The 24,545-nt window shown below is 41.9% G+C and carries 19 protein-coding genes, 2 tRNA genes and 1 pseudogene; 5 read left to right on the top strand and 17 right to left on the bottom strand.

Translation table 11 applies throughout. The annotated features are described in order from the left end of the window. Window positions 1-301 precede the first annotated feature (301 nt). Window positions 302-1,537, top strand: a complete 1,236-nt coding sequence (locus PF479_RS09440; protein ID WP_298005435.1) for a UPF0164 family protein — start codon at window positions 302-304, stop codon at window positions 1,535-1,537. Here PF479_RS09440 and PF479_RS09445 read toward each other — a convergent pair. Both PF479_RS09445 and PF479_RS09450 read right to left on the bottom strand, forming a co-directional pair. Next, complete coding sequence (locus PF479_RS09445; RefSeq protein WP_298005439.1) at window positions 1,519-2,211, bottom strand: hypothetical protein; 693 nt, start codon at window positions 2,209-2,211, stop codon at window positions 1,519-1,521. The two genes, PF479_RS09440 and PF479_RS09445, sit on opposite strands and share 19 nt — an antisense overlap. A 14-nt stretch (window positions 2,212-2,225) precedes the next feature. Next, the gene (locus PF479_RS09450; RefSeq protein ID WP_298005442.1) at window positions 2,226-3,125 is read right to left on the bottom strand and encodes an ankyrin repeat domain-containing protein; all 900 of its coding nucleotides are present in this window, start codon (window positions 3,123-3,125) and stop codon (window positions 2,226-2,228) included. Window positions 3,126-3,225: 100 nt separating this feature from the next. Here PF479_RS09450 and PF479_RS09455 point away from each other — a divergent pair, with 100 nt between their 5' ends. Both PF479_RS09455 and PF479_RS09460 read left to right on the top strand, forming a co-directional pair. Then, window positions 3,226-4,575 (top strand): hypothetical protein, encoded by a 1,350-nt coding sequence (locus tag PF479_RS09455; RefSeq protein WP_298005445.1) that lies wholly within the window; start codon window positions 3,226-3,228, stop codon window positions 4,573-4,575. Continuing rightward, window positions 4,572-5,066 (top strand): 8-oxo-dGTP diphosphatase, encoded by a 495-nt coding sequence (locus tag PF479_RS09460; protein WP_298005448.1) that lies wholly within the window; start codon window positions 4,572-4,574, stop codon window positions 5,064-5,066. The genes PF479_RS09455 and PF479_RS09460 overlap by 4 nt, the downstream gene beginning before the upstream one ends. On the opposite strand, the gene PF479_RS09465 is transcribed toward PF479_RS09460, so the two are convergent. From PF479_RS09465 to PF479_RS09520, 12 genes and pseudogenes are all read right to left on the bottom strand, one after another. Beyond that, window positions 5,051-5,338, bottom strand: coding sequence for a Trp family transcriptional regulator (locus PF479_RS09465; protein WP_298005450.1), 288 nt, complete (start codon window positions 5,336-5,338; stop codon window positions 5,051-5,053). The two genes, PF479_RS09460 and PF479_RS09465, sit on opposite strands and share 16 nt — an antisense overlap. Beyond that, window positions 5,331-6,731: pseudogene (locus tag PF479_RS09470) on the bottom strand (sigma-54-dependent transcriptional regulator). The gene PF479_RS09465 and the pseudogene PF479_RS09470 overlap by 8 nt, the downstream one beginning before the upstream one ends. After that, complete coding sequence (locus tag PF479_RS09475; RefSeq protein WP_298005453.1) at window positions 6,728-7,906, bottom strand: ATP-binding protein; 1,179 nt, start codon at window positions 7,904-7,906, stop codon at window positions 6,728-6,730. The pseudogene PF479_RS09470 and the gene PF479_RS09475 overlap by 4 nt, the downstream one beginning before the upstream one ends. Further along, window positions 7,887-9,098: a hypothetical protein gene (locus PF479_RS09480; RefSeq protein WP_298005456.1), complete on the bottom strand. Its 1,212-nt coding sequence runs from the start codon at window positions 9,096-9,098 to the stop codon at window positions 7,887-7,889. The genes PF479_RS09475 and PF479_RS09480 overlap by 20 nt, the downstream gene beginning before the upstream one ends. Continuing rightward, window positions 9,099-9,602: a CvpA family protein gene (locus PF479_RS09485; protein ID WP_298005458.1), complete on the bottom strand. Its 504-nt coding sequence runs from the start codon at window positions 9,600-9,602 to the stop codon at window positions 9,099-9,101. Then, window positions 9,603-10,679 (bottom strand): undecaprenyldiphospho-muramoylpentapeptide beta-N-acetylglucosaminyltransferase, encoded by a 1,077-nt coding sequence (gene murG, locus PF479_RS09490; protein ID WP_298005461.1) that lies wholly within the window; start codon window positions 10,677-10,679, stop codon window positions 9,603-9,605. It lies immediately after the preceding gene. Between the two features lie 3 nt (window positions 10,680-10,682). Continuing rightward, window positions 10,683-12,365 (bottom strand): DNA adenine methylase, encoded by a 1,683-nt coding sequence (locus PF479_RS09495; protein WP_298005464.1) that lies wholly within the window; start codon window positions 12,363-12,365, stop codon window positions 10,683-10,685. Window positions 12,366-12,736: 371 nt separating this feature from the next. Beyond that, window positions 12,737-12,809: transfer RNA gene (locus tag PF479_RS09500), tRNA-Val, on the bottom strand. A 21-nt stretch (window positions 12,810-12,830) separates the two neighbouring features. Then, a tRNA-Val gene (locus tag PF479_RS09505) sits at window positions 12,831-12,903 on the bottom strand. A 103-nt stretch (window positions 12,904-13,006) separates the two neighbouring features. Beyond that, on the bottom strand, window positions 13,007-13,924 hold the full coding sequence (locus PF479_RS09510) for a hypothetical protein (protein WP_298005466.1): 918 nt from the start codon (window positions 13,922-13,924) through the stop codon (window positions 13,007-13,009). A gap of 141 nt (window positions 13,925-14,065) precedes the next feature. Beyond that, window positions 14,066-14,410: a histidine triad nucleotide-binding protein gene (locus PF479_RS09515; RefSeq protein WP_298005469.1), complete on the bottom strand. Its 345-nt coding sequence runs from the start codon at window positions 14,408-14,410 to the stop codon at window positions 14,066-14,068. 63 nt (window positions 14,411-14,473) lie between these two features. Continuing rightward, window positions 14,474-16,729 (bottom strand): adenosylcobalamin-dependent ribonucleoside-diphosphate reductase, encoded by a 2,256-nt coding sequence (locus PF479_RS09520; protein ID WP_298005472.1) that lies wholly within the window; start codon window positions 16,727-16,729, stop codon window positions 14,474-14,476. A 281-nt stretch (window positions 16,730-17,010) separates the two neighbouring features. Between PF479_RS09520 and fusA (PF479_RS09525) the strand changes: the two genes are divergently transcribed. Beyond that, window positions 17,011-19,041 carry an elongation factor G gene (fusA, locus tag PF479_RS09525; protein ID WP_298005475.1) on the top strand — a complete coding sequence of 677 codons (2,031 nt, stop codon included), beginning with the start codon at window positions 17,011-17,013 and terminating at the stop codon, window positions 19,039-19,041. 196 nt (window positions 19,042-19,237) lie between these two features. Next, window positions 19,238-21,289 (top strand): elongation factor G, encoded by a 2,052-nt coding sequence (gene fusA, locus PF479_RS09530; RefSeq protein WP_298005478.1) that lies wholly within the window; start codon window positions 19,238-19,240, stop codon window positions 21,287-21,289. 25 nt (window positions 21,290-21,314) lie between these two features. Here fusA (PF479_RS09530) and PF479_RS09535 read toward each other — a convergent pair whose 3' ends face one another. From PF479_RS09535 to trmB, 3 genes are read right to left on the bottom strand one after another with little or no spacing between them, the layout of a single operon-like run. Further along, window positions 21,315-22,391, bottom strand: a complete 1,077-nt coding sequence (locus tag PF479_RS09535; protein WP_298005481.1) for a polysaccharide deacetylase family protein — start codon at window positions 22,389-22,391, stop codon at window positions 21,315-21,317. A gap of 42 nt (window positions 22,392-22,433) precedes the next feature. Next, a complete protein-coding gene (locus tag PF479_RS09540; protein WP_298005484.1) occupies window positions 22,434-23,804 on the bottom strand; it encodes a citrate/2-methylcitrate synthase in 1,371 nt (456 codons plus the stop codon). Window positions 23,805-23,821: 17 nt separating this feature from the next. Beyond that, window positions 23,822-24,445, bottom strand: coding sequence for a tRNA (guanosine(46)-N7)-methyltransferase TrmB (gene trmB / locus PF479_RS09545; protein WP_298005487.1), 624 nt, complete (start codon window positions 24,443-24,445; stop codon window positions 23,822-23,824). Window positions 24,446-24,545 lie beyond the last annotated feature (100 nt).

Here is a 24,545-nt window from a genome sequence, read left to right on the forward strand (position 1 = left end):
CACAATTTCAACCAGAAGGTTAATGGCTCCATTATAATCAAAGATCTCCATCAACCGTTCCACTTCTTTGTATTTCTGCCCAATGCGCAACTCTTTTTCCTGAGCAGACAGGGTAGAGAAGAAAGTGAGGAAAATACATATTGTTAGACAAATCCTCTTATTTATAGCAGTCAAGTAAACCCTTCAGATAACCGAAATTAACAACATTCAAACCATCTTATAACATTATCGGCAAGATAGGAATGAATCTGGATAAAAGCACTAATCAAAGGTATAATATATGTGGATGAAAAAAGGCTTAGTGATTCTAATATTCCTCATCACTATCTCAAAAATATCAGCCGGTGATGCGGCTGCCACTACTTACGCCAATATAAGTAACCTTTTTGGCATAGATCCCAATGCAGGATTGAATTCTTTTTTGACTCTTCTTATACCCGCAGGCGGTAAATATGAGGGAATGGGCACCGCATTTACTGCCATGAGTGTTGACTCTGGTTTTTTGGATGCTAATCCCGCAGGAAGTTCTTTTATCAAGAACTCGGAACTCACTTTTTTTCATAACAACTGGATTGCGGATACGAATCTGGAGAGTGTTACATATACCTCCCGCTGGGGAGATTTTGGTATTGGTATCGGTGGCAAGTTTCTGTATCTTCCCTTTACCGGAATTGATGACTGGGGAGACCGGGCTAAAAATGAAGATGGAACGTTTTCATCAGGCTACTACACAGAAACAGTCACTACTTTCAATATGGCTTATACCTTTCTGAATAATTATTACTATCACGGAATTGCTGTCGGAGCTAATTTCAAGATGGCTTACCGGGGTGTCCCTTATTCCATTGCTCCCGATCAGTCTGCTTTGGCCCTCATGGTTGATCTGGGAATGCAGACAAAATTTAATGTACTCAAGTTTTTCAGTTCCAGGGATAAAAATTTCGGTTTCGGGATTGCCGTTAAGAATGTGGGGACAGAGTTTATCAGAGACCCCGATCCTCTTCCTACCATGATTTCCACAGGTATTGCTTATTCTCCCTTGAGGCCAATGACCTGGGCCTTTGACATCAACATCCCTTTCAACCTGGATGGAACACCTTCGGAAGCCGTGAGTTATGCAGCAGGCCTCGATCTGGGGATTACCAGTTTTCTATCGGTCCAATCAGGAATTCAAATAAAAACAGGGCTTCCACGATTCAGTATAGGTTCATCTTTGGATATGGATCGCTTCAGTTTGACGGCAAATTATACATTGGATCTTACCACTCAAGTAACAACTCTGGATCGTTTCAGTCTTGCTCTGAAGCTCAACCTGGGAGATTTTGGCAGGATGAGCCGTCTTGAGCGAGCCCAACTTCTCTATCTCCAGGGATTGGAAGAGTATGCTAACGGACAAATCAGTAAAGCCATTGCCCTTTGGGAAGAAAGCCTGAAGATCCGTCCTGAATTAACACCTGCAAAAGAAATGATTGAAACGGCAAGGAAAACTCAGGAACTGAACCAGATCATCCAAGACCGTCAGACCATTGATGAATGATATTTTAAAAAAGATTTAATCTGTTTAATCAGCTCATTCAGCTCTGAAGGGAATTTATTTTTTTTAGGGATTTTTTTGTTTTTTTTGTTTTTTTCCAAAAGTCGTAATAATAGGATCAGTTCTTTTTTTCCGGAAGTAAAAAAGACCGGAACTGCTCCCGAATCAACAAGACTCTTTTGTTCCATGTCGTTCATGGAAGCCAGTTTTTCAAGATATAATTCCACCTGAACCAGAAAATCACTGGAATTGTAAGGAATATCTGCAAGATACTGTTCGATTTCCACTTTTTTATGGATGACTGTATCAGATTTATACTGTTGGTTTTTCAAACGGTACCAGGAAAATCCTGCTATTAAAAGTGACAGGACGATTTCATCCACAAGGGGAAGAGGGTCTCTAATCACATAGGAGAAAAAATAATAGGAAACAAGAAACACTCCCGCAGATATAAGAAGATGAAAAACAAACCGTGAATCATTTATCCAACTGTTCACTGAATTTTCAATGTCAATTTTCAATTCAGTTTTGATATAATCCAAATCCTCATCCGAGATAGACTCTGAAAAGGAAACCTTCATATTTTCCTCGCTCAGATGCTCAATCAGATTCTGAGGTGTACACTCATTTAACACTAGTTTTTTGTCTTTCCATTTGAGGTAAATTACATTTTTCATTTCAGTGATACTCCCTATTCTGGAGCCGGAGGCATAATCTCCAGTAAGGCCTGGGTCTGATACAGCTGTGCATATTTTCGTGCTGAAAGACCCATGGAATCCTTCTTGTCACAATCGGCTCCCGCCTCAATTAAAACTCTTGCACAATCAATCTGTCCATTGCCAGATGCCAGAATCAACGCTGTCTGGCCGCTCTTACTCTCAATCTCCAGCTCAGCACCATTGTCTATAAAAAACCGAACTAATTCAACATGTCCATTCGATGCAGCATCCATCAAGGGCGTATTGTTTCGATCCAGACTGAGAAGATTGATTTCTGCTCCAGCTTCAACAAGAATTTTGGCAATTGAGTTGTGACCCTGCCTCGCTGCTGCACCCAACAATGAAACCTGATTATTAGAGAGTTTATTGACTTCAAAGCCGGCATCCAGAAAAACACTAGTCATAAACCTGTCACCTTCATTCACGACTCTGAAAAAATCCTGATGTGTATGCTCTTTTAATCTGTCTTGCAGAGTATTCAGTGCCAGTGCTTTTTGGATCTGACCATTCCAGCTCTGTGTCTTGCCTTTGAAAAAAACCATAAGAGACTCCAGGTCTTTAGCTATAGAAAACTCTTTCATCCATTCTGGTGGAGTGCCTTCATTGTAAAGAAACAATGTATTCTCAGTATTCATCCTGCTGTAACCGGCCACAAAGGAGATCCATTGGGAATTTAAATCCTCTTGAGTGGGGATTAGAAGATAAAAAAATGTGGACCCTAATACCTGTTTGAGGGCTGACATCTTTGAATCCAGAGAATCATTGCCACTGAATAGAATTGTATTGTATTCAATGAAAAAATCATCCAGAGCAAGGCGTAATTGGGGCAGTTCTGATTTTTTATTTTCTGAACAGAATACTGACAATTTCATTAAATGTGATACTCCCAGTGGGTGAAGACGGATTTACCCCTTGTCATTCTCGGTGCAGTATAGTCAAAGCTTGAGTCATTTTGCTAGAATACAACACTATATGGAAGAAGAAAAAGTCAAATCCAACGAGAATAACTCTGAAACTGGAAGCACTCACCTCAATAGTTTCCTGACTGATTTGGTTAATTTACAAGAAAAGAAGCTTGTAAAGGAGGCTGATCTGGATTCTTTAGTTGAAAAACATCAATTGAGTGCCGAAGATCATGAAAAACTGAATATGCTGGTAGAACGACATCTCAGTCGTGCCTTTGAATATAAACACGACGAGCGCTGGGACAATGCCATCGTTGAAACTGAGCGAGCTCTCCTTTTTTCTCCTCTGGATAATGAAATCCGGTTGGATCTTGCTGAACTATTTCTCAACAGAAGCGTTCAATATGGTTATCTTCAAAAAGACTTAAGGAGAGCCGACAGGGAAGTTCAGGATGCCCTGACCCTGGAACCCGAGAATAATGGAGCCAAAAAGTTTGAGAAGGAACTCAAGCAGCTGCATGCAATGTTACAGGGGAAACAGAACAACAAGAAAATTATTCCTCTGATATTATTGTTTATCGTCATTCTGGGAGCCGCTTTATATCCTCAGATTAGAAAACGGTTTAAATTTATGTCCCTGAATAGTGAAATCAATTCTTCAGCGATTCCTCCATCTGTTCCCAAATGGGAGAAACGGAGTGTTCCATTGATAGAGTCTGATTCTCTGGAAAAGGATTTCAACATAAATTTTACTGAGGCGACTCTCATAAGAGAAACCAATGCCGGAATTCCCGCTCTTTCCATTGTCGGGTACCTTGAGCCTCTTATGGGAGACATGGCTGTACTGGAGCTTGAACTGACAGGAAGTCATCTTCAGGAGTCCATTGGTTCCATTGAGATCATTTCTGAAGGCGATGCACCCCTGCGGAAAGGTGAATCCAACCGTTTCAACAAATTTATTTATTTAAATGATGATCCAGAGGCTCTGGAATCTCTTTTTGTAAGCATCAAAACACGGAAAGCCCATTTTGAAGAAACACCACCTCAATGGGAGCTGGAGGAACTCTTTAGGGAGAACCCCTTGCCACAGGGCGTTTTTGTTGAGTTGGAAAGCCTCTTTGTGAATCAGATTGAAGGGTATGACAGGAATTACCTTTTTTATGATTTAAAAGTTACCAACAAGAGTACCGAGTCTTTGAAGGTCCTTGATCTGATATACCAATGGAGAGATGACCAGGGATCTGTCATTTCTGAAAATTCACAATCCCTTGTAGACAATTCTCTCCTTCCCTTTAAGGCACAGAGCGCTGAATCTTTCAGGATTATGTTTGATGTACCCAAGACATCCACATCTGGACGGGGTGATCTTATCATCCTTTTGAAAAAGGCAGAAAAGGTAGAAGAGGAAGAATCATGAAAATTAAAGATATTGACTGGCTGTCCTGGAAACCCGGTGAAGAAGCTGTAATCAGCTATATTCTAGATGGTGATAATGTCCTTTTGATTCACAAGAAAAAAGGATTGGGCGCCGGAAAAATCAATGCTCCCGGTGGGCATATAGAAGAGGGTGAAACTCCCCTTATCGCCGCTGTGAGAGAAACAGAGGAAGAAGTCGGGTTAATCACGGACAATTTGATTTTTTCGGGTGATCTTTTCTTTCATTTTACCGATGGACTCAAGCTGAGAGGAACAGTTTTTATATGCAGGGATTTTAAGGGAAGTCTCATTGAAACAGATGAAGCCCTGCCATTCTGGTGCCCTCTGGAAGATATTCCCTGGGATCGAATGTGGGAAGATGACCGGCATTGGCTTCCTCAGGCCTTGAGGGGGAAGCAATTCCGGGGACGTTTTATCTTTGACGGTGATGATATGCTCGACAAAGAGATCATTTTTTATGAGTCCAGTTGAGATTCAAGTTCAATCATGGCTCTGAATGAGGAGTGTTCTTTTTTAAGTTCTTTTGAACCTCTTGTGATTTTAAAGAGGCTTAATCCCAAGGTTTCGGCTACTTTCCGCTGGGACATCCCATCTTTTATCAGTTTTACCAGAGCCCATCGGGTGGCAACTTCATGTATTTCATTCTTGGTTAAAAGACTATTGAGGAAATCTTCAATCAAATCTTTATTATTTGAAGCTGCAAGAGCTGCTGATAATTCTTTTACGGCTTTCTGGTCATCCATCGGATGCCTCCTGTTTTGCTGATTTTAGAAACTCTTCTTCCAGGCCGAAATCATGAATTTTCCTGTGAAGGGTCTTTCTTCCGATTCCCAGAATTTCAGAAGTCTTGCTTTTATTTCCTCCAGCAAAATTCAGTGTAGACCGAATAATTAGTTTTTCTGATTCAGCCATGGTGGTACCCATGGGGATTCTGATGGAACTACTGTCTTCAGCAGAAGCTGAAACATCTGGTGGCAGGTCTTGTGTCATGATAAAATGTCCTTTTGAGAGAACCACAGCACTCTCCATACAATTCCTGAGTTCCCTGATATTCCCCGGCCAGGAATAATTGTACAGGGCCATGGCGGCCTTATTATCTATCCCCTCTATTGATTTTCCGTTCTCTTCAGAAAACTCTTTCAGGAAGGCACTAGCCAGAAGTGGGATGTCATCTTTCCGCTCTCTTAAAGGAGGGATATGGATATTGACAACATTGAGTCTATAGTAGAGGTCCTCTCTGAAATTACCCAGGGCAATTTCAGTTTTCAGGTCCCGGTTTGTGGCTGCTACAATCCTTGTATCGATTGAAATGGAACGATTTCCGCCTACTCTTTCAAATTCCCGTTCTTGAAGAACCCGGAGAATCTTGATTTGGATTGAGGGATTTATCTCACCAATTTCATCCAGAAAAATTTAGCCTCAGCCAGACAATTCAAAACGTCCTTTTCTCAGGACAGCCGCACCGGTAAAGGCCCCTTTTTCATGACCAAAAAGCTCACTCTCAAGGAGCGATTCTGATAGGGCGGCACAATGTACCTTAATGAAGGGTTTATCCCCTCTTTGTGAATAATCATGAATAGCATCGGCAACGAGTTCTTTTCCAACACCGCTTTCTCCTGTGATAAGTACAGAGGCTCTCGTGGAGGCCACTTGTTGGATTAACTCAAAGACTCGATGCATTTGACTGCTTTTGCCGATAAAATTGGGTTTGTTTTTCCGGTTTTCAAGTTTTTTTATCTCTTCCTGCAATTCTCGGTGTTTTATAACTAATTCTCTTGAGGACAGGGCCCTTTTCACGAGAAGAGACAGACGGTCCAGGTTCAGCGGTTTAGTCAGAAAATCATAGGCACCGTCTCTCATGGCATTGACCGCATTTTCAACGGTACCATGCCCTGTGAGTATTATGACCGGTACTGTCGGATAGGCAGATGAAATTTTCTTCAGCAATTCCTCTCCCGAGACTTTCGGCATTCTGAGGTCTGTGAGGACAAGGTCAATATCTATCTTGACCATGGTTTTCATCGCATCACTCCCATCTTCGGCCATGAATACATCATAACCATCCAATTCGAGTGCTTTGGCCAGACCCAGTCTTATATTCTTTTCATCATCTACTACAAGTATATTAAATTTCAAATGGTTTCACCCTTCCAGACGAGTAGCTTATTCACCGTCTGCGGTATGGGGAGAAGAATGGTAAAGGTTGTACCCTCCCCCTCTTTTGAGAAAACACGCAGTTCACCGCCATGCTCTTTTATTACTTTATAGACTACAGTCAAGCCCAGACCGGAGCCGTTATCCTTTGTTGTAAAATAGGGTTCAAATATTTTCGACACCAGGTCTGCAGGTATTCCTATTCCTGTATCCTGAATTCGCATATGAACCATGTTATCCTTCTCATAGGTCCTGATCGTCAGAGTTCCGCCGTTTTCCATGGCTGCCAGTGCGTTTTTTATAATATTCAATAAGGCTTGTTTAATCAATTTTTCATCAAGGTTCAATAGAGGAAGGTCTTTCCCGGGGTACTCTTCCACCTTAATCCCAGCTTCCATGAGTTCATACTGAACAAATGTAATCAACTCCTCTATGATGCTGTTGATGCTTGTGGGGATCGGATGGGTATCCATAGGACGCACCGCAAACAGATAATCAACGACGATGGAATTGAGGCGTTCAACTTCCTCGCTGATGATAGAAAGGTAGTCTTCCAGGTCTGTCCTACAGCTCTCACTGTCGGTGTTAAGGGATTTCTGCATAAGCTGGAGATAGATGCTGATGCTTCCCAGTGGATTTTTAATTTCATGAGCCACACTGGCAGCCATTGTTGTCATGGCTGCCAGACTCTCTGCCCTGCGGAGTCTGGCTTCTTCAAGGCGTTTGTCCGTAACATCTTCGATATAGATAAAGTCTCCCTGTATGCTGCCTTCTTTGACAACAGGCATGACTCCCACAGCCAGAGTGATATCACGGTTTAAAGTTTCCAGGGTAAAGTCTCTGGGCTTTACTGTTTCTGCTTCCAGAAGTGATTCTTTCACGAAATTGGAAATGTCACTATCCAGGATCACTTCCCAGGCTTTTAATTTGTCTAAGCCCTTCTGCTGCAGCGGAACCATTCGTTTGACCGGAATATTCATAAATTGGATGTAATGATCCGGCCGTGCGACGATGACGCCGAAAGGGAGAGAAGAGAGAACCATTTCCAGAAGTTCTATGTCCTTGACTTCTTCTGCCAGAATGGAAATGAGGTTGTTAATCTGTCCCGAATCCAGTTTTGGAAGGGACTCTATGGCTTTACTTACTAAATGCCTCATATTTATCTCTCATATTATAAAACAGACTTTCCAGAAGAAACAGAGAACTCTGATTATAAATCCTGGAATTGGATGAACAGAGGTTAATATCATTGAGCAACTCTGAAATCAGAATTTGACCCCTGACTGTAGAGTATAAATCCGGATCTTCCCTGAATCGGAGCCTCAATTCATCTGTTAAGAGTCTGAGGAATTTTTTCAGTTCCTCTTTTCCCTTGTTTTTGTCAAAATACAAAAACAGATCCTCAAGTTCTCTAATGGAGCCCCCATTGATACCGGTATCCGTAAAAAGGCGGATATTGCTGCTGATAAAATTGTAATCCGTGTCCGACCAGCTCTGGAAAAACTGATACAGATTCATCTCGGATTCAAAGCGGAACAGTTTTTCAAGAATAAGGGATGATGTTTTATTTGTCCTGGGAGTAAATTCAAAATTCCGGACTCTGGACCTAATGGTCTGAATAATGCTCCCCTTCCGATCAGTGATCAGAATAAAAGTGACATGAGGAGGCGGTTCTTCTAAAATCTTTAAAAGGGAGTTCGCTGCCGAATCCAGAAGACTGTCTGCTTTTTCGATGATGACAATCTTTGCTTTTCCTGAACTGGTTCTATGGGCCCATTTACTGATATTTCTGATTTGATCTATGGGGGTCGTAGAAGGAACCGCGGGAGTCAAGTTTCTGATGATGTTGATCAAATTATCCAGGTATTTTTTTAAGGCTTTTTCTTCCATCAAAGGCTTATCTGGATCCAGATATTCAAGAGCCTCCGTTACAGATGAAAGAGCTCCATTGTACTTGCTTAGCTTTTTCTCCTGACCTTCCCACAGAATCGGTTCAAATCTTTTCAGCAGTTTTCGGACATTTCTTATAAACATATAGATGGAAAAAACAGCCCGGGTTCTGTTCAGGAGTTCTGCTGAAGCCTTAATCTCTTCCACGAAATAACGACTTCCCAGCAGCAGGAGGTCGGGATTGATCAGCACTCGATGATCTCTACAGGACCGGCAATTGCAGTCCCAGGGGGCATTTTCATTGATGCAGGATATGCTTCGTGCCAATTCCAGGGCACAGGTCATCTTACCGCTGAACTCTTCCCCACTGAACATGAGGGAATGAGGCAGATTTTTTTGCAGAATTCCTGAGGAGATTTGTTTTTTAATTGTTTCCTGGCCTATGAGATTTTCAAACAATCAGCTTCTCCCGGATGAAATATTTTTCATGATTTCGGCAGCTGGTTTATCTAAAGCTGGTAGAAACCTTTCAAGATAGGGCATTAATGCCGATTTTCCACTCAAACCATTCAAATTCATGATGTTTTGGAAATCTATCAGGTACACAATAAGAAAACATAAGAGAATACCTTCCAGAACTCCGAAGAAAAACCCTAAAAGTCTGTCGGTACTCTCAATGGGAGATTCATTGATAAGGGAGACAATTGCCCTCTGAAGGAGTTTAAACAGAATATATGATGCCAGAAAAATACAGATAAAGGCAATGAATGTAGCCGCATCATTCAGTGAAGACCGGGACTGAATCCATTTTGTTCCATCAGGATAAAAAACAGCCGCCAGGAGCAGGCTTATAAACAGGGCTGCCAGGGATATCAGTTCCTGGATCATTCCTCTAAATGCACCCCGTAATGAACTGATTGTGATCACTGCCAGGAAAATGAAATCCAGTATTCCCAAATCCATTCAGAACTCCTTTAAAAGATAAGATACTATAACATCTTCGGCTCTTTTGTTCACAAAGTTCCTGCAATTCTCTGCCATTTTTTTCCTTTCTGTTTCATTGGACCATAAGCTTATGACCAGATCTGTGAGCCCTGTGGCTGTCGGTTCTCTGTCTTTTAGCACCAGAGCCATTCCTCTTTGGCTGACAATTTCCGCATTTAGTATCTGATCACCCCGGCTGCCGGCTCTCAGTGGAATAAGGATGCCCGGAGTCTCTGTTACAGCCAGCTCCCAGAGGGTTCCCGCTCCCCCGCGGCTGACCGCTAAATCGGCTTTTTTCAGTAAGGCTGGCAGTTCCTCCCTCAGATAAGGAAGGGGATAATAATTTTTATGGTGGATCTCGGTGTTAAAAAGATCGTCTCCCATCTGATGGACAACAACATAACGGCTGCAAAGTTCTTCCAGACTCTCTCTGATCAATTGATTGATCTGCTTCGCACCGGAACTGCCCCCCAGGACAAGGAGGAGAGGATGTCCCTCCAGCCTTTTTTCCCAATACTCTGATAAGGGAATGTTATTCTCAAAAAACTCGGTTCTTACAGGATTGCCTGAGATCACTATTTTATTTTTAGGATCCCCTAAATGTTTACGGCTCTCATCATAGGCTAGAAAGGTGTTCCTGGTCATCCTGTGATTGATTTTTGTTGCCAGGCCAGGGATGACATCGGAATCATGTGTATACGAGGGAACCCTCAAAAAGAAAGCAGCGCAAACAGGAGGGACACTGACGAATCCTCCCTTTGAAAATACCAGTAGAGGATGCAGCTTAATAATAAGCCTCAGGGATTGAATGAAACCGATAAAAATACGAAAAAGGTCGGTAAAATTTTGCACAGAAAAATATCGTCTCAGTTTTCCTGTACTGATGGGGTAATATTCAAGACCCCACTCCCCTATGATTCTTTTTTCGATGCCATTTCGGGACCCTATCCAGCACACTCTGAAACCTTTGTCCTGCAATAATTTTATGATGGGCAATCCAGGATAGACATGTCCTCCTGTTCCTCCACCGGTGAATACAATTGTCTTGCTTTTCATATACTACTCTTTGAATCTTTTCTCTGCCTGTATTTTAATCTGTTCTATTTGTCTGTCAATGCCACGGATGTCTACAGCCTTTCCCAGGCTTTCCAGCTTTTCAAGTTGACAATGGTATTCATTCCTGGTTTTTTTATGAGCCAGCATTTTAATCCTGCGGGGAACCTCCCTCAACAGTCCCGGAGCCGTCTTCGACTTCTCATCTGAATACTTTTTCTTTATGACGGCATATATTTCATTCAGTTCATCATCCCGGGTTTTGCAGGCTGCGAGGTTTAATATTTCCAACAATTTTTCAAGTTTAGTCTTTGTCCAGCCGGACAGGTTTGTTTCTAAAGTTATAAAGAGGTCCCATTTTATTTTCAGGAGGAGATCACTTTCTTTGATTTTCATCGAAATCTGATTCTTATCCACCCATTGAGCATAGGAACTCAATTTTTCAAGGGAATAGACTCTTTTTTCCATAAGAGCCAACTCACGCAGTAGGAGGAGTCGTCTTATTTTCGGACGGGATCGGGACTGGGCCTTTTTTTCAGTATCAATGGCTAGAACAAACTCAATATTGCTATGAAGACGGTTGTTGCTCTGCCTTCCCCCCCGGTATTTTGAGTATTGATTACTGATAATGCTTATGTGACCTTTTTTTTCACAAATTTTCATCATCATTTCAAAGGGAATCAAACCGTCATTGCTATAGCTGATCAGGATTCTCCTGGCTCTTATATCATGCATCAATTCTGAAAATGCCTGACTGGCGGAAGCTTTGTAACAGTAGGGGGATTTAGTTTTGATCCAATCTTTTCTGATAGCCGCTTTTTCCTTGAGCTCTCCCTTTTCATTGAGATCTAGAGGTGCGGGTATTTTATCCCAGAGGGCAATTGTATTCAGTATGTGATAATTGCTTCCGTATTGATGCTGATTGTAAGGGGGGTCAAGATAGGCCACATCAGCCATAGGAAGGTTCTTGTCCTTTACAAGGTCATTTGCATCCCGGCAGTATACATCGGCTCCCGGGCAGTCAAGGGGGAGCACTGGGTAGGAAAGTATAATGGGGCCCAAAATCCGTGATAACGCATCCTGACCATGACCACCGAATCCCTTATGAAATGCTTTGAAAACCCCTGAAGTATTAGTATGCTTGGAGCATTCACAGAGAAGGAGGCCAATCAGCAAATTCCTGATCGACTGATCAGGACCGGTGGCCTGTGGTGGGAAATGCAATTCAATATAATTTCTGATAGAATCAATTCTGAGGGCATTCTCTCGTGTATAAAAGAGTCTTTCAATTTTATAATTTGCATTCTGGGGATCTTTGTCAGAGGGAGCATAATAACGGGCCATATAACTTTTTTCATCATGGACTGGGGGCAAATTGTTTATTTGATATAAAAGGTCCCTGAGGCTTTCAGAACTACCGAAGAGGAAGGGAATGTCTTTCTGGCTCAGTCTGAGATGGGATTCTCCCAGTATCCGTGAGTATTCTTCCCAGTCATTGCTTATAACCTGGTATCCCATAAGGCGCCCCAGGCGGGATACGACTCCGGAACCCGCAAAAAGATCAAGAAAAACACTGTTTTCTTTCTTATGAATGTTTAGAGCCTCATAAATCAGTGGCAGTAAACTTCTTTTATTACCAATATATGTTATCAGCTGTTCTTTCAGATAAGTATCATTCAATATGCTCAATATGGAGATCCCCTCCCCGGGAAAGTCCTTGTCAGGTGTGTGTACACATTACAACAGTCCTAAAAAATAATCCATAAAAATGTATAAGTCTTTCTTGATTTTCTGGATGGATCCATTAGACTTGGTAGTATAGAAAATGGAAGGGGGATATATGAAAAGTCTACCACCTAAAGGTGAAGGCTGGTCTTGACCGGCGCTTTGTATGATCTAATTGTTAAAAAAAAGCCTTAATAGGCCATTATATAAATATGAGATAACATACACAGAGATTACACATCCTGATATGTGTCCAAATAGCCGGCGCCTGCCGGCTTTAATATTTATAAAATAAAAGGGGATGCTCTATGCATCCCCTTTTCAATTGATAGTGATGGGCGTTGAGGGACTTGAACCCCCGACATCCTGCTTGTAAGGCAGGCGCTCTCCCAACTGAGCTAAACGCCCGAATAAACGGCTGATAAAAGATGGGCGTTGAGGGACTTGAACCCCCGACATCCTGCTTGTAAGGCAGGCGCTCTCCCAACTGAGCTAAACGCCCGTACCATCTTTTTAACGTTCAGCAATTTATCATAATGGGTGTGACAGGTCAATAGAATCCAGAAAAAATAATTGGAACAATCTACCATGTCAATTGAAAGGGATCAGAAATCGCTGATAGTGACTGTACCCTCAGAAATTATATCATGATCTAACAGATATATTTTCCTCTTCCCCGCAGTTTTCGCCATGATATCACATATACTGAAATTTTCTTGAATTAGAATCTCCCTGTTTTCCCCTGGATCTAAAATATCTCCCATTAAGAGTTCCTGCTTCCTGGACTTGATCTGGTCAATAAGAAAAACTTCAATAATTTCCTCATCGGTTTTGTTCTGAAGATAAATTATAACAGATGAAAAATCCTTGATACGGTCATTGTCATAATAGACAAGAAAATCAGCATCCATGGGAACTTTTAAAGTTTTACTGAAGGTTTTTCCATCAGCTCCCTTTAAATGAAGCGTATAGGTTTTCCCTTCTTCCAGAGGAAGATGCAGAGTCCGGCTTTCAGAAGATTGCAGAACTTCCCCAACCAGGAGGTTTTCAGTTCCCGGTACTTTTTCTTTATCCAGAAAGATCCTGAATACAGGAAAATTTGTATAGTTAAAGACTTCAATATCCACAAGATTCTGGGGTTCCAGTGAATCTTCATTCAACAGATCAGGAGGGTCTGAAAACATTCTATCCCTTGGTATGGGCTGGGCTCCATAAACGGCATCTGGATCTGTTAAATCAGGGTATTCATCGGGGAATTCTCTGTAATGTTCCGGCAGAATATAGACTATGCTGTTCTGTTCAATCGCAACATTTTCAATGATATAACTTTCCTGGGATATCCCATAAAGATAAAAACTGCAGAATAGGATCTCTTCGGGGCTGTATATATTTACATTATGCCTAGCTCCGGGTTCCAATCCCTGAACACCAAAATTGTGGTAATAATTATTTTCTTCTTCACCGCTGTCTATATAGATTTCCTGAAAGATAATCTTCCCTTTATTCAGGATAGAAAAATCCAATGAGTGAAGAGATTCCGTTAAGAACAGAAGTGAAAATATAAAAACTGTTCTAGAAAGTTTTGAGTTCAGATCATATGACACATTGCAACCCTAATTTCATCGAGAATGACCGGCAGAAAATTTACCGGTCATGTCTAATAATCAGCCTGGAGGCCAATTCATTTTTCTTTCGCCCAATATATGCGCATGGAGGTATTCAACGGTTTGCTGCCCATTCTTACCACAGTTCAACACAATCCTGTATCCACTCTCTTCCAGTCCCATTACTGAGGCAACCTTAGAAACTGCATTAAAAAATATTCCGGTCTGAGTCGTGTCATTATGCTGGATTTCAATAAAATCTTTCACTTTTTTCTTAGGTACTACCAGGATGTGAATCGGTGCTTGAGGATTAATATCCCTAAATGCCAGGACATTCTCATCCTCATAAACCTTATCCGCTGGAAGATCCCCGGCAATGATCTTGTCAAAAATTGTTTCTACCATTAAAGCCTCCGGTGAATAGTTATCCTAAAAATAATAACGTGAATCACCCGAGGCGTCCAGCCTTTATGAACATTTACTCCAGCCGCATTCGGGACATGTCACACAACCATCCCGGAATACAAGTTTACCGTCACACTCTTCGCATTTGTTTTCACCGGCAATCACTTCCTCTCCATCAATAATATAGCGTTTTAAAACTCTAGACAGAGCCCGTTCGAAATCTTCAAAATTCGTATCCTTGGACAGTTGCTCGATGATAAACTGCAGAGGAGTACCGTGACGGAGTGCCATGGAAAGAAAACGGGCTAATGACCCATTGGGTGAATCAAAAGTTTTGGTAAAGTCTTTCATCGTTGCGGAAACCGGTCCGGATTCTATATGCAGATCATATCGGCCCTTTCCGGATTTTCTGACAATCCCTTCTTTGTATTTTTTCATATCTATATGATCTTGCGGATCATCAATGGCAAATAACTCATAGAGGCTGCCGTTGAGAATTCCTACAAGGATAATGTATTTATTTCCCTTAACCTTGATCTGATGAATTTCACAGGGTAGATCCATCGGTCTTTCCGGAGCCAACACCCTTTTAATGGTTTGATTGTCCTTCTTTTCCGAATATTCCAGAATTCCTTTCATGCTTCCATCGGGATTAAATGTGGTGAATCCCTTCAGACCCTGCTTATAGGCATACATATAAAGGTCTTTGTACTCTTCAAAGCTTGTGCCGGGAGGGAGATTCAAGGTTTTTGAAATACTGTGATCGCTGTATTTCTGAAATATTGCCTGAATATCTATGGCCTTTTTGGGCTCTATATCGACTGTTGTTACAAAGTAATCGGGTGCCCCTGATCTCTCTGTATTTTCATGGAGTGCCAGGTACTCCATCCAGGAGTAGTCATAAATGGTTTCGGTTCTTGTTTCATCATCTACTCCTGTCCTGACGCTGCGGTCATACTGGAGGGCAAAAATGGGTTCAATCCCGGAAGAACAATTTTGTCCCACAGAAAGTGAGGTCGTTCCAGTCGGTGCAACAGTATTGAGCTGAATATTCCTCATTCCGTTCTTCTCTATTTTTTTGAGAATATCCTGAGGCAATCCCTTGATGAAGTTTGCTTCCAGCAATCTGGGTATATCACAGGCAGGGAAGGCACCCTTTTCTGCCGCAAGATCCGCACTGGCATTATAGGACGTATCTCTGAGGGCCTTGGCTATTTCCTCGGATATTTTAAGAGAGGCCGCACTGCCGTATTTGATTTTCATCATGGTAAAGGTATTACCTAGTGCCGTAAAACCCAGTCCAATCCGGCGCCATTGTTTTGAAAAAGTTTCTATTTTTTCCAGGGGGTAATCAGTGCGGTCTAACACGTTGTCCAGGAAGCGGACGGCCGTTTTTACGGTCATTTTAAAGTCTTCAAAATCAAATTCTGCCTTATCTGTAAAGGGTTTGTTTACAAACTTTGACAGATTGACCGCAGAGAGACAACAGAGGGAATAGGCTGGCATCACCAGTTCTCCGCAGGGATTGACCCTGTCCATTTTAAAAGCCCAGTGACCATTATTATATTTTTCGATGAGATCCTGGTTAAAAATCCCGGGTTCATTGTGGATGAAAGAGTTTTTGGTTACCAGATCATAGAGGTAACGGGCTTTCACCGTTTTGAATACTTCTCCGTTAAAAACCAGATTCCAGTCACTGTCATCCTCAACTGCCTTGATAAAATTATCTGATACTTTGACTGAAATATTAAACTGAGTCAGTTCCTTGTTTCTGTCTCCCTGTTTAATAGTGATAAACTCTTCAATATCGGGATGTGATATATCCAGCAGAGCGATGTGGGCCGATCGGCGATGTCCACCAGTGATAATCGTTTTGGCTGACTGGTCAAAAATTCTTAAAAAAGAAATGACTCCTGAAGCCTGACCGCCCTTGGACAGGGTCGTACCTTTGGGCCTCAGTTTGGAGATATCAAAACCAACCCCCCCTCCCATCTTGCTGATCATGGCGTCTTCTTTGAGTGAATCGTAAATTCCGGTCATGGAATCTTCAATATCAATTGTAAAACAGTTATTATAATTTTTCATGGGACTATCTGGCCTGGCATTGGCCAGTATCCGCCCGGCAGGAATCAGTTTACCGCTGATAAGCTGATTATAAAATTGCTCTTCTATTTTTCCTCTGTTTTCTTTTGATTCAGTAGAGGCTATTTCACGGGATATTCCCTTAAAGACTTCTTCCGGCGTTTTTTCGCCATGAAGCATATACTTGGCCTTGAATATTTCTTCACTTAGTTTTTGATTCCATTTGAATTCGCTCATCTATCTGCACTCCTGACTATCAATTTTCAATGCTGAAAAAGACACTTTTTACTGATTTCATCTGTATTGCATGAAACATACAGTCCATTGTCTTTCCAAATATATAATCCATTGAACATCATTGATCAAGCCTTAGTACGCTATATGTTGTGTGTTATTTTTAATATTGTAGAAAAATATGCTATTTGGGAGGATTTTCAGAGAGGGGCCTTTCAAAGTGATGATTGAACATTAACCACTCTCTGTGATAAAATCACGCGAAATTTGACAGGAGTTTAAAAATGGCTATCCAGAAAATCAGAAATATAGGAATCATGGCACACATTGATGCCGGGAAAACGACTACAACAGAGCGTATCCTGTTTTATACAGGAAAGAGTCATAGGATCGGTGAGGTCGATGACGGCAGTGCTACCATGGACTGGATGGAACAGGAGCAGAACCGGGGAATCACTATTGTCTCAGCAGCTACTACCTGTTTCTGGAAAGATTACCAGATTAATATCATCGATACTCCCGGGCATGTAGACTTCACCGCCGAGGTTGAACGGTCTCTGCGTGTATTAGATGGCGCTGTAGCCGTTTTTTGCGCTGTCGGTGGTGTTGAACCTCAGTCAGAAACAGTTTGGCATCAGGCTGATAAATATAAGGTCCCCCGGATAGCCTTCATCAATAAAATGGATAGAACCGGAGCGGATTTTTATGAAGTTATTAAAGAAATAGAAGAAAAACTCAAGGCCTCTCCCCTGCCCCTTCAACTTCCCATTGGGACCGAGGCGGATTATCAGGGAAACATCGATCTTATAAAAAAGAAAGAAATCCACTGGAATCCAGACAATCAGGGAAGAAGCTTCGAGTATAGGGATATCAGACCGGAACTGAAAGATCTGACAGATAAGTGGCGTGAAAATTTGGTTGATAAACTTTCAGCATACTCTGATGAAATTACAGAATTTTATCTTGAAGGAAAAGAAGTCCCCGAAGAATTGATACACTCTGTTCTCAGGCAGGAAACAATCAACCAGAATATACTTCCCGTCTTTGTCGGTTCTTCTCTTAAAAATAAGGGAGTACAACCTGTTCTTGATGGTGTCCTTTCCTACCTGCCGGCACCTGAAGATCTCAAGGATATTGAGGGTCTTCATGTCAAAAAAGAAGAAACGGTCATACTGAAACGCTCCATTAATGAGAACCCTTCGGGTTTGATTTTTAAGATTCAGCAGGATAAGGAAGCCGGTCCTTTGTGTTTTGTCAGGGTCTATTCCGGAGAATTTAAATCGGGAACTCCCGTTTTAAATGCCAATAAAAGAAAAAGAGAGAGAATCAACCGCCTACTCCGTATGCATTCGAATAATCCTGAGCAGATCAGTTCTGTCTGTGCGGGAGACATTGCCGTCGTTGTGGGCATGAAGTTGGCACAAACCGGTGATACAATCTGCAGTGAGGGTTTTCCGGTGATTCTGGAGAACATGATTTTCCCTGAACCCGTAATCTCTGTGGCCATAGAGCCTAAAACCATGAGTGATCAGGACAAGCTGAGATCTGTTCTTGATACCCTGCAGAAAGAAGACCCCACCTTCAAGGTTTCTGAGAATGATGAAACCGGGCAGTTAATCATTTCCGGAATGGGTGAACTCCATCTGGATGTTCTTGTCACAAGGATTACAGATGACCATAAGGTCAAAGCCAATGTTGGAAAACCACAGGTTTCCTACCGTGAAACCATCACTAAAACCGTCAGTCATAACGAAGTTTTTAACCGTATCCTGGCCGGAAAAGAGAATGATGCAGACATTACCCTTAAAATAGAGCCTCTTTCCCGGGGGGAAGGAAATAAATTTACAAATGCCATCCCCAAAAACAAACTGCCCGCCGGAATGGTAGAAGCTGTAGAACGAGGTGTTCTGAACGCCATGCAGTCAGGAACACTAATGGGTTATGCCACCATCAATGTCGGGGTAACTCTTACAGATGCCCAGTACTATGAACTCACATCTTCTGAAATGGCTTTTGAAACAGCTGGAGCACTGGGCTTTGATAGTGCCTGCCGGAAAGCTGAGCCTGTCCTGCTGGAGCCGATTATGGAGGTCGATATTATGTGTCCTTCCGAGTATGTGGGTGATGTTATCAGTCAGATTACCCAAAGAGGCGGTCTGGTCAATTCCATGGAATCCAGGCCCGCCTACGAATTGGTAAAAGCTCAGGCTCCTCTGGTTAAAATGTTTGGGTATACCACCTCTCTGAGAAGCCAGACTCAGGGGCGGGGTACATTTTCAATGGAATTCTCTCATTTTTCCGCAAAATCGAAATAGATCTAAAATTCTTCCACAGGTCGTAAAGCAAAGTTCTGTCTTAAAAGATTTTAATGAATCTTGAGGGGCAGAGCTTTTTTATAATCAGATCTAAAAATATACAGCAACACTGAAAAAGGTTAAATATCGTTTGACGCCTCCATAATTCGGGTTCTATGATGAAAGTAAGATTTTATCCGAAATGAGGAGGACAAAGGTGGCTTTTACAACCAATACCATCAGAAACATTGCGGTTTGCGGGCATGGTGGCACCGGTAAAACGACTCTGGTAGAACAGATTCTTTTTAATGCCGGTGTGACATCAAAAGCTGAGTCAGTTGATTCAGGCCGAACTGTCAGTGATTTTACAGAAGAAGAAATAGAAAAAAAGATTTCGATTCATTCATCCCTTACCAACGTTATATGGAAAGATACGAAAATCAATATTTTTGACACTCCCGGTTCATCTGACTTTGTCGGTGAAGTTGTGTCATCCTTCAGAGCATCAGAATCGGCCATCATGCTCATTGGTGCCAGATCGAGTGTACAGATTGAAACAGTCAAGCTGTGGAGACGTCTTGATGCCAGAGACATGCCCCGTATTGCCTTTATAAACAAAATGGAAAAAACCAGAGCCGATTTTTATAAAGTTCTTGAGGATTTGAAGAACTTTCAAATCACGGCCATTCCTTTATCAATTCCCATGGGTCAAGCTGAAGATTATCAGGGTGTTATAAACCTGATGAATATGAAAGCCTACAGAAAAGACGGCGGTGGTAAAGAGGAAAATGCAATTGACATCCCTGAAGAATATAAAGAGATAGCTGAAGAATATCATTTAAAGATGATTGAAATGGCTGCTGAAGGTGATGATGGCTTAACAGAAAAATATTTTGAGGAGGGAACTCTCACCCTGGAAGATGCCAAAAAAGGACTCCGGGAAGGTCTCTTTGATAACCGCTTTGTTCCGGTTTTCTGCGGCAGTGCCGTTGATAATTCAGGCATATCTTCCCTTATGGATTTCATAGTTTTTGAGTCTCCCGCACCAGGACGTGTGGAAGAACCCTGTGTCAGTGGTGAAACATCCCGTATGGTTTCTTCTGAAGGAGCTACCTCGGGTATCATTATTAAAACCATGATCGATAAGTTCGCCGGTAAGATGTCCTACGTCAAAGTAATCACGGGAAAGCTGACGAGTAACAGTGAAGTATACAATTCAAGAGAAGAAAAAAAAGAGCGAATCAATAAACTCTTTCTTTGCGAAGGCAAAGATTTGAAAGAAACCAATGAAGTTCTCGCAGGGGATATCGCTGTTTTAACAAAAGTTGAGTCTCTGGCAACCAATGATACGATCTGCACAGCCGATGAAGTGATTCACTACAAGTCTCTGGCTCTGCCCCATCCTGTTTTTTCTCTGGCCATCAATGCAGAGAATCAGAAGGAAGAGGATAAGATGTCCGCCCAGCTGCATAAGGTTGCCGAAGAAGATTTGACTTTTACCATCAAATATAATGAGGAAACAAAAGAGACCGTTATTTCCGGCATGGGTGAACTTCATATCAATATTATTCTTGAAAAGCTTCTCAAGAATTTCAAGATCAATGTGAGCCGAAGAACACCTAAAGTTCCCTACAGGGAGACAATAAACAGCCCCGCCGAAGCAGAATACACTCATAAGAAGCAGTCCGGTGGTCATGGACAGTACGGTCGGGTCTGTCTAAGAATCCATCCTCTTGAAAGGGGTAAATATTTTGAGATGACCAATGATACCAAGGGAGGGTCAATCAGCAAGGGTTACATGCCTGGCATTGAAAAAGGCCTGCTTGAAAGCATGAATGAAGGTTTCCTGGCTGGATATCCCTTGATGGATATCGGGGTTTCAATCTTTGACGGAAAGGAGCATCCCGTCGATTCTTCTGAAATGGCCTTCAAACTTGCGGGCAAACATGCTTTAAAGGTAGCTGTTGAAAAGGCTAAACCGACCCTGCTTGAACCAGTTATGAATCTGACTGTTTTTATTGAAGATCAATATATGGGAGATGTTCTTTCCGATCTGTCAACGAAAAGAGGCCGGGTTCTTGATCAGCAGCCAGTGGGGGTTGGTATCCAGTCCATCATGGCTCAAGTCCCTCAGGGAGAATTGATGCGTTACAGTATTGATTTGAAATCCATGACCTCCGGAACAGGAGCCTTTGAAGTGGAGTTCAGTCATTATGATCCCGTGGGTGGTAAAATTGCCCAGGACATCATCAAAGCCTCAGAGATCTAATATAAGTTTTCCGGCCGGGTATTCGTCAAGATTCCCGGCCGTATTTTTTTTCTAAAAGAGATTCCATTGATTCAATTTCATAACCCTTTTCCAGGATGACCTTATCCAAAAGATCCGGAAGCATCAATGCAGAGTTTTCGAGTTCATGCAGGAGGAGGACTCCCCCCTTTTTATCATCATCCAGCAATTCACTCATCCTGTTCATGATGCCCTGTTCATTCCATCTGCCATCAGCCTTATAGGCATAATCATAGCTGTCAAACTGAAGGGAAATCAAGTACTGTCTTTCCTGGATGAGCCATTGGTCTAGATTCCTGGTTCTGCCGGGTTCGGCGTAGGGAGGCCTGACAAGAACCAGAGGATAGGAAAAGCCCAGAATTTCATCCAGTACAGTCTGAGTCAACGTAAACTCTCTTCCGATCTCTTCACTATCATTCAGACCATTGTTGAATATTCCCTGTGCAAGATTATGATGATGGTAGCTATGGTTTCCTATAAGATGTCCTTCATTGATCATTCTCATCAGAACTTCTTTGAGTCTATCTTTCTCATGGGAGTTTGAATATTCAAGATTTTTACCGTTAATAAAAAAAACGGATTGAAGACCGTGATATTTCAGAGCATCAAGAATTGATTCACTGACGGTTGTCATTGTACCGAACTGTTCAATCTCACTGAGATTCGGACCATCATCAAAGGTCAGATATACACTATGATTAAAATCATGTTCGCCCCAGAAGACACCCTGAAGCTGATCGCCTGGATAATTCAGATTCATTATGGCATTTAGATTTTCTAATGCGGGTACTGGATAATGAGTATGAACAATCGGGTCTTTAGATTTATTATTTTCTTCTGGTACAACTGCCGTCTGAAGGGCAGTTGTACCGGATTTATTAATGGGAGGAACAGTCCGGCAGTAGATAAAAAGAAATAGGCTCAGTGTCAGGAATAAAACGAAGAACCTGGCCTGGATTGTTCTTTTTTTTAGAAATAATTTTAAATCCCTTTCAGGAAGTTTCTTCTGAATCCTGGAATCTGCAATCTTGTCTTTATACCAGGCTGCATTACCCATGGATTTTATTTTTACAATTTTTGCCATCTTGTCCTACTATAAAGGGTGATGCCAATTCATCCTAGTCTTTTAGTCGCGGTTTTCCAGAGATGTATAGGCCAAACGAGGGCTTACGCTCTTGTATGCTGGTCTGATGATTCTTCCACCACTTACCATCTCTTCAACCCTGTGGGCACACCAGCCGGGAATACGGGCGATGGCAAAAATGGGTGTATAAAGGTCTTCAGGAATATTCAGGATACTGTAAACAAAGCCAGAAAAGAAATCTACATTGGCGCACAGAGGCTTGTTTGTGTTTTTCAATTTCTGAAAAATTCCGGGAGTCAATCTCTCTACTTTTTCATACAGAAAATACTCCTCCATTCTATCTGATGTTTCAGCCAGTTCTCTTGCTTTCTCTTTTAGAACCTCTGCTCTCGGATCTGAAAGAGTATAAACGGCATGTCCCATACCGTAGATCAATCCTTTCTTGTCAAAAGCATCTTTCATCAGAATCTTGCTGATATAATCTGCTATCTCTTTTTCACTGTTCCAGTCTTTAACATGTTCCTTGATATTATCCATCATCCGGGCAACCTGAATATTGGCACCTCCATGGAGTGGTCCTTTCAAGGAGCCAATGGCTGTTGCAATAGCGCTATAAGTATCTGTTCCCGAAGAGGAGACGACATGTGTCGAAAAGGCTGAATTGTTTCCTCCCCCGTGTTCTGCATGAAGGACGAGTGAAAGGTCAAGGATTTCCGCCTCAATGGCCTTATATGCTTTATTGGGCCGAATCATTTGCAGCAGGTTTTCTGCGGTGCTCAATGTAGGGTCCGGTTTATGAATAAACAGACTCTCTCCCATATAGTAATGAGCCTTTGCCTGATAGGCATAGGCCGCCATTGTAGGCAGTTGGGCAATCAGTTCAACGCTTTGTCTAAGCATATTCCAGACAGATGTGTCTTCGGCATCATTGTCAAAGGAATAGGCTGCCAGAACACTCCGGGCCAACTTGTTCATTATATTGTTGCTGGGAGCCTTAAGGATCATGTCTTCGGTGAATTGATCCGGCAGTTCTCTGTACTCTCCAATCCTTTCCTTGAAATTCGACAATTCTTCAATGGAGGGAAGGTAACCGAAAAGGAGCAGAAAAATGGTTTCTTCAAAACCGAATCTTTTTTCCTTTTGAAAACCCTTTGTCAGGTCCTTAACATCGATACCACGATAACGGAGAACTCCTTTGACCGGGACTTTGTCTCCCTCTTCCATTATGTATCCATGAACATCCCCGATTTCTGTTAGACCTACCAGAACCCCCGTCCCATCGGGATTCCGAAGTCCTCTTTTTACATTATAACGTTCGTAGAGATCCAGCGGGATTCTATTGTGAGTATCCATGATACCTGAATACTTCTTAAGGAACTGTTCGTGCTTTTCATTCTTTTCATTCTTTTCCATGGTCTCTTTCTCCGAAATTAGCGTTTTTTGTATAATAATTCAAAAATGCTGTGGGATTTTTCCTTTCCCTTGCGTTCAAACTTTGTAAAAGGCCTCCACTTCTGAGGTTCTGCATAATTTTCATATTCACTGAGTAAAAGCTTTTGATTTCCAAAAACTTGGAGCATTTGTTCAGCATAATCTTCCCAGTCGGTTACGGCGTAAATATATCCTCCGGGAACCAATTTATCAATCAAAAGAGAGACAAACTCATCCTGAATTATCCGCCTTTTATGATGCTTCTTTTTAGGCCAGGGATCCGGAAAGAATATATGAAATCCATTCACACTGTAATTCTGAATCATTTGTCCCAGGACTTCCACAGCATCATGCTCAATCACCTTGAGATTCTCTATACCTTCCCTGTCAATGTGGTCCAGAAGCTTGCCAATGCCGGGTTTGTAAACTTCTATACCTATATAATCTTTTTCAGGGTTTTCAAGAGCCGTTTTATAAGTGGCATCACCCATTCCAAAGCCAATCTCAATGATTAATTCCCGAGGGGGAACGTCTTGTGCCGGGAATTGAAGGATGGTTTCCTGATAAGGGTAGGAATACCTGTCAATTAATCTTGAATAAGCTGATTGCAGCGCCGTGCTCATACGTCCAGCTCTTAGCACATAACTTTTAATTTTTCTAATATTATTTTCCATTTTGAAAGTTTATAGATACCCTAATCTTTTGGCAAGATTATTCTTATTC

The sequence above is a fragment of the Oceanispirochaeta sp. genome (assembly GCF_027859075.1).
Lineage (GTDB): Bacteria > Spirochaetota > Spirochaetia > DSM-2461 > DSM-2461 > Oceanispirochaeta.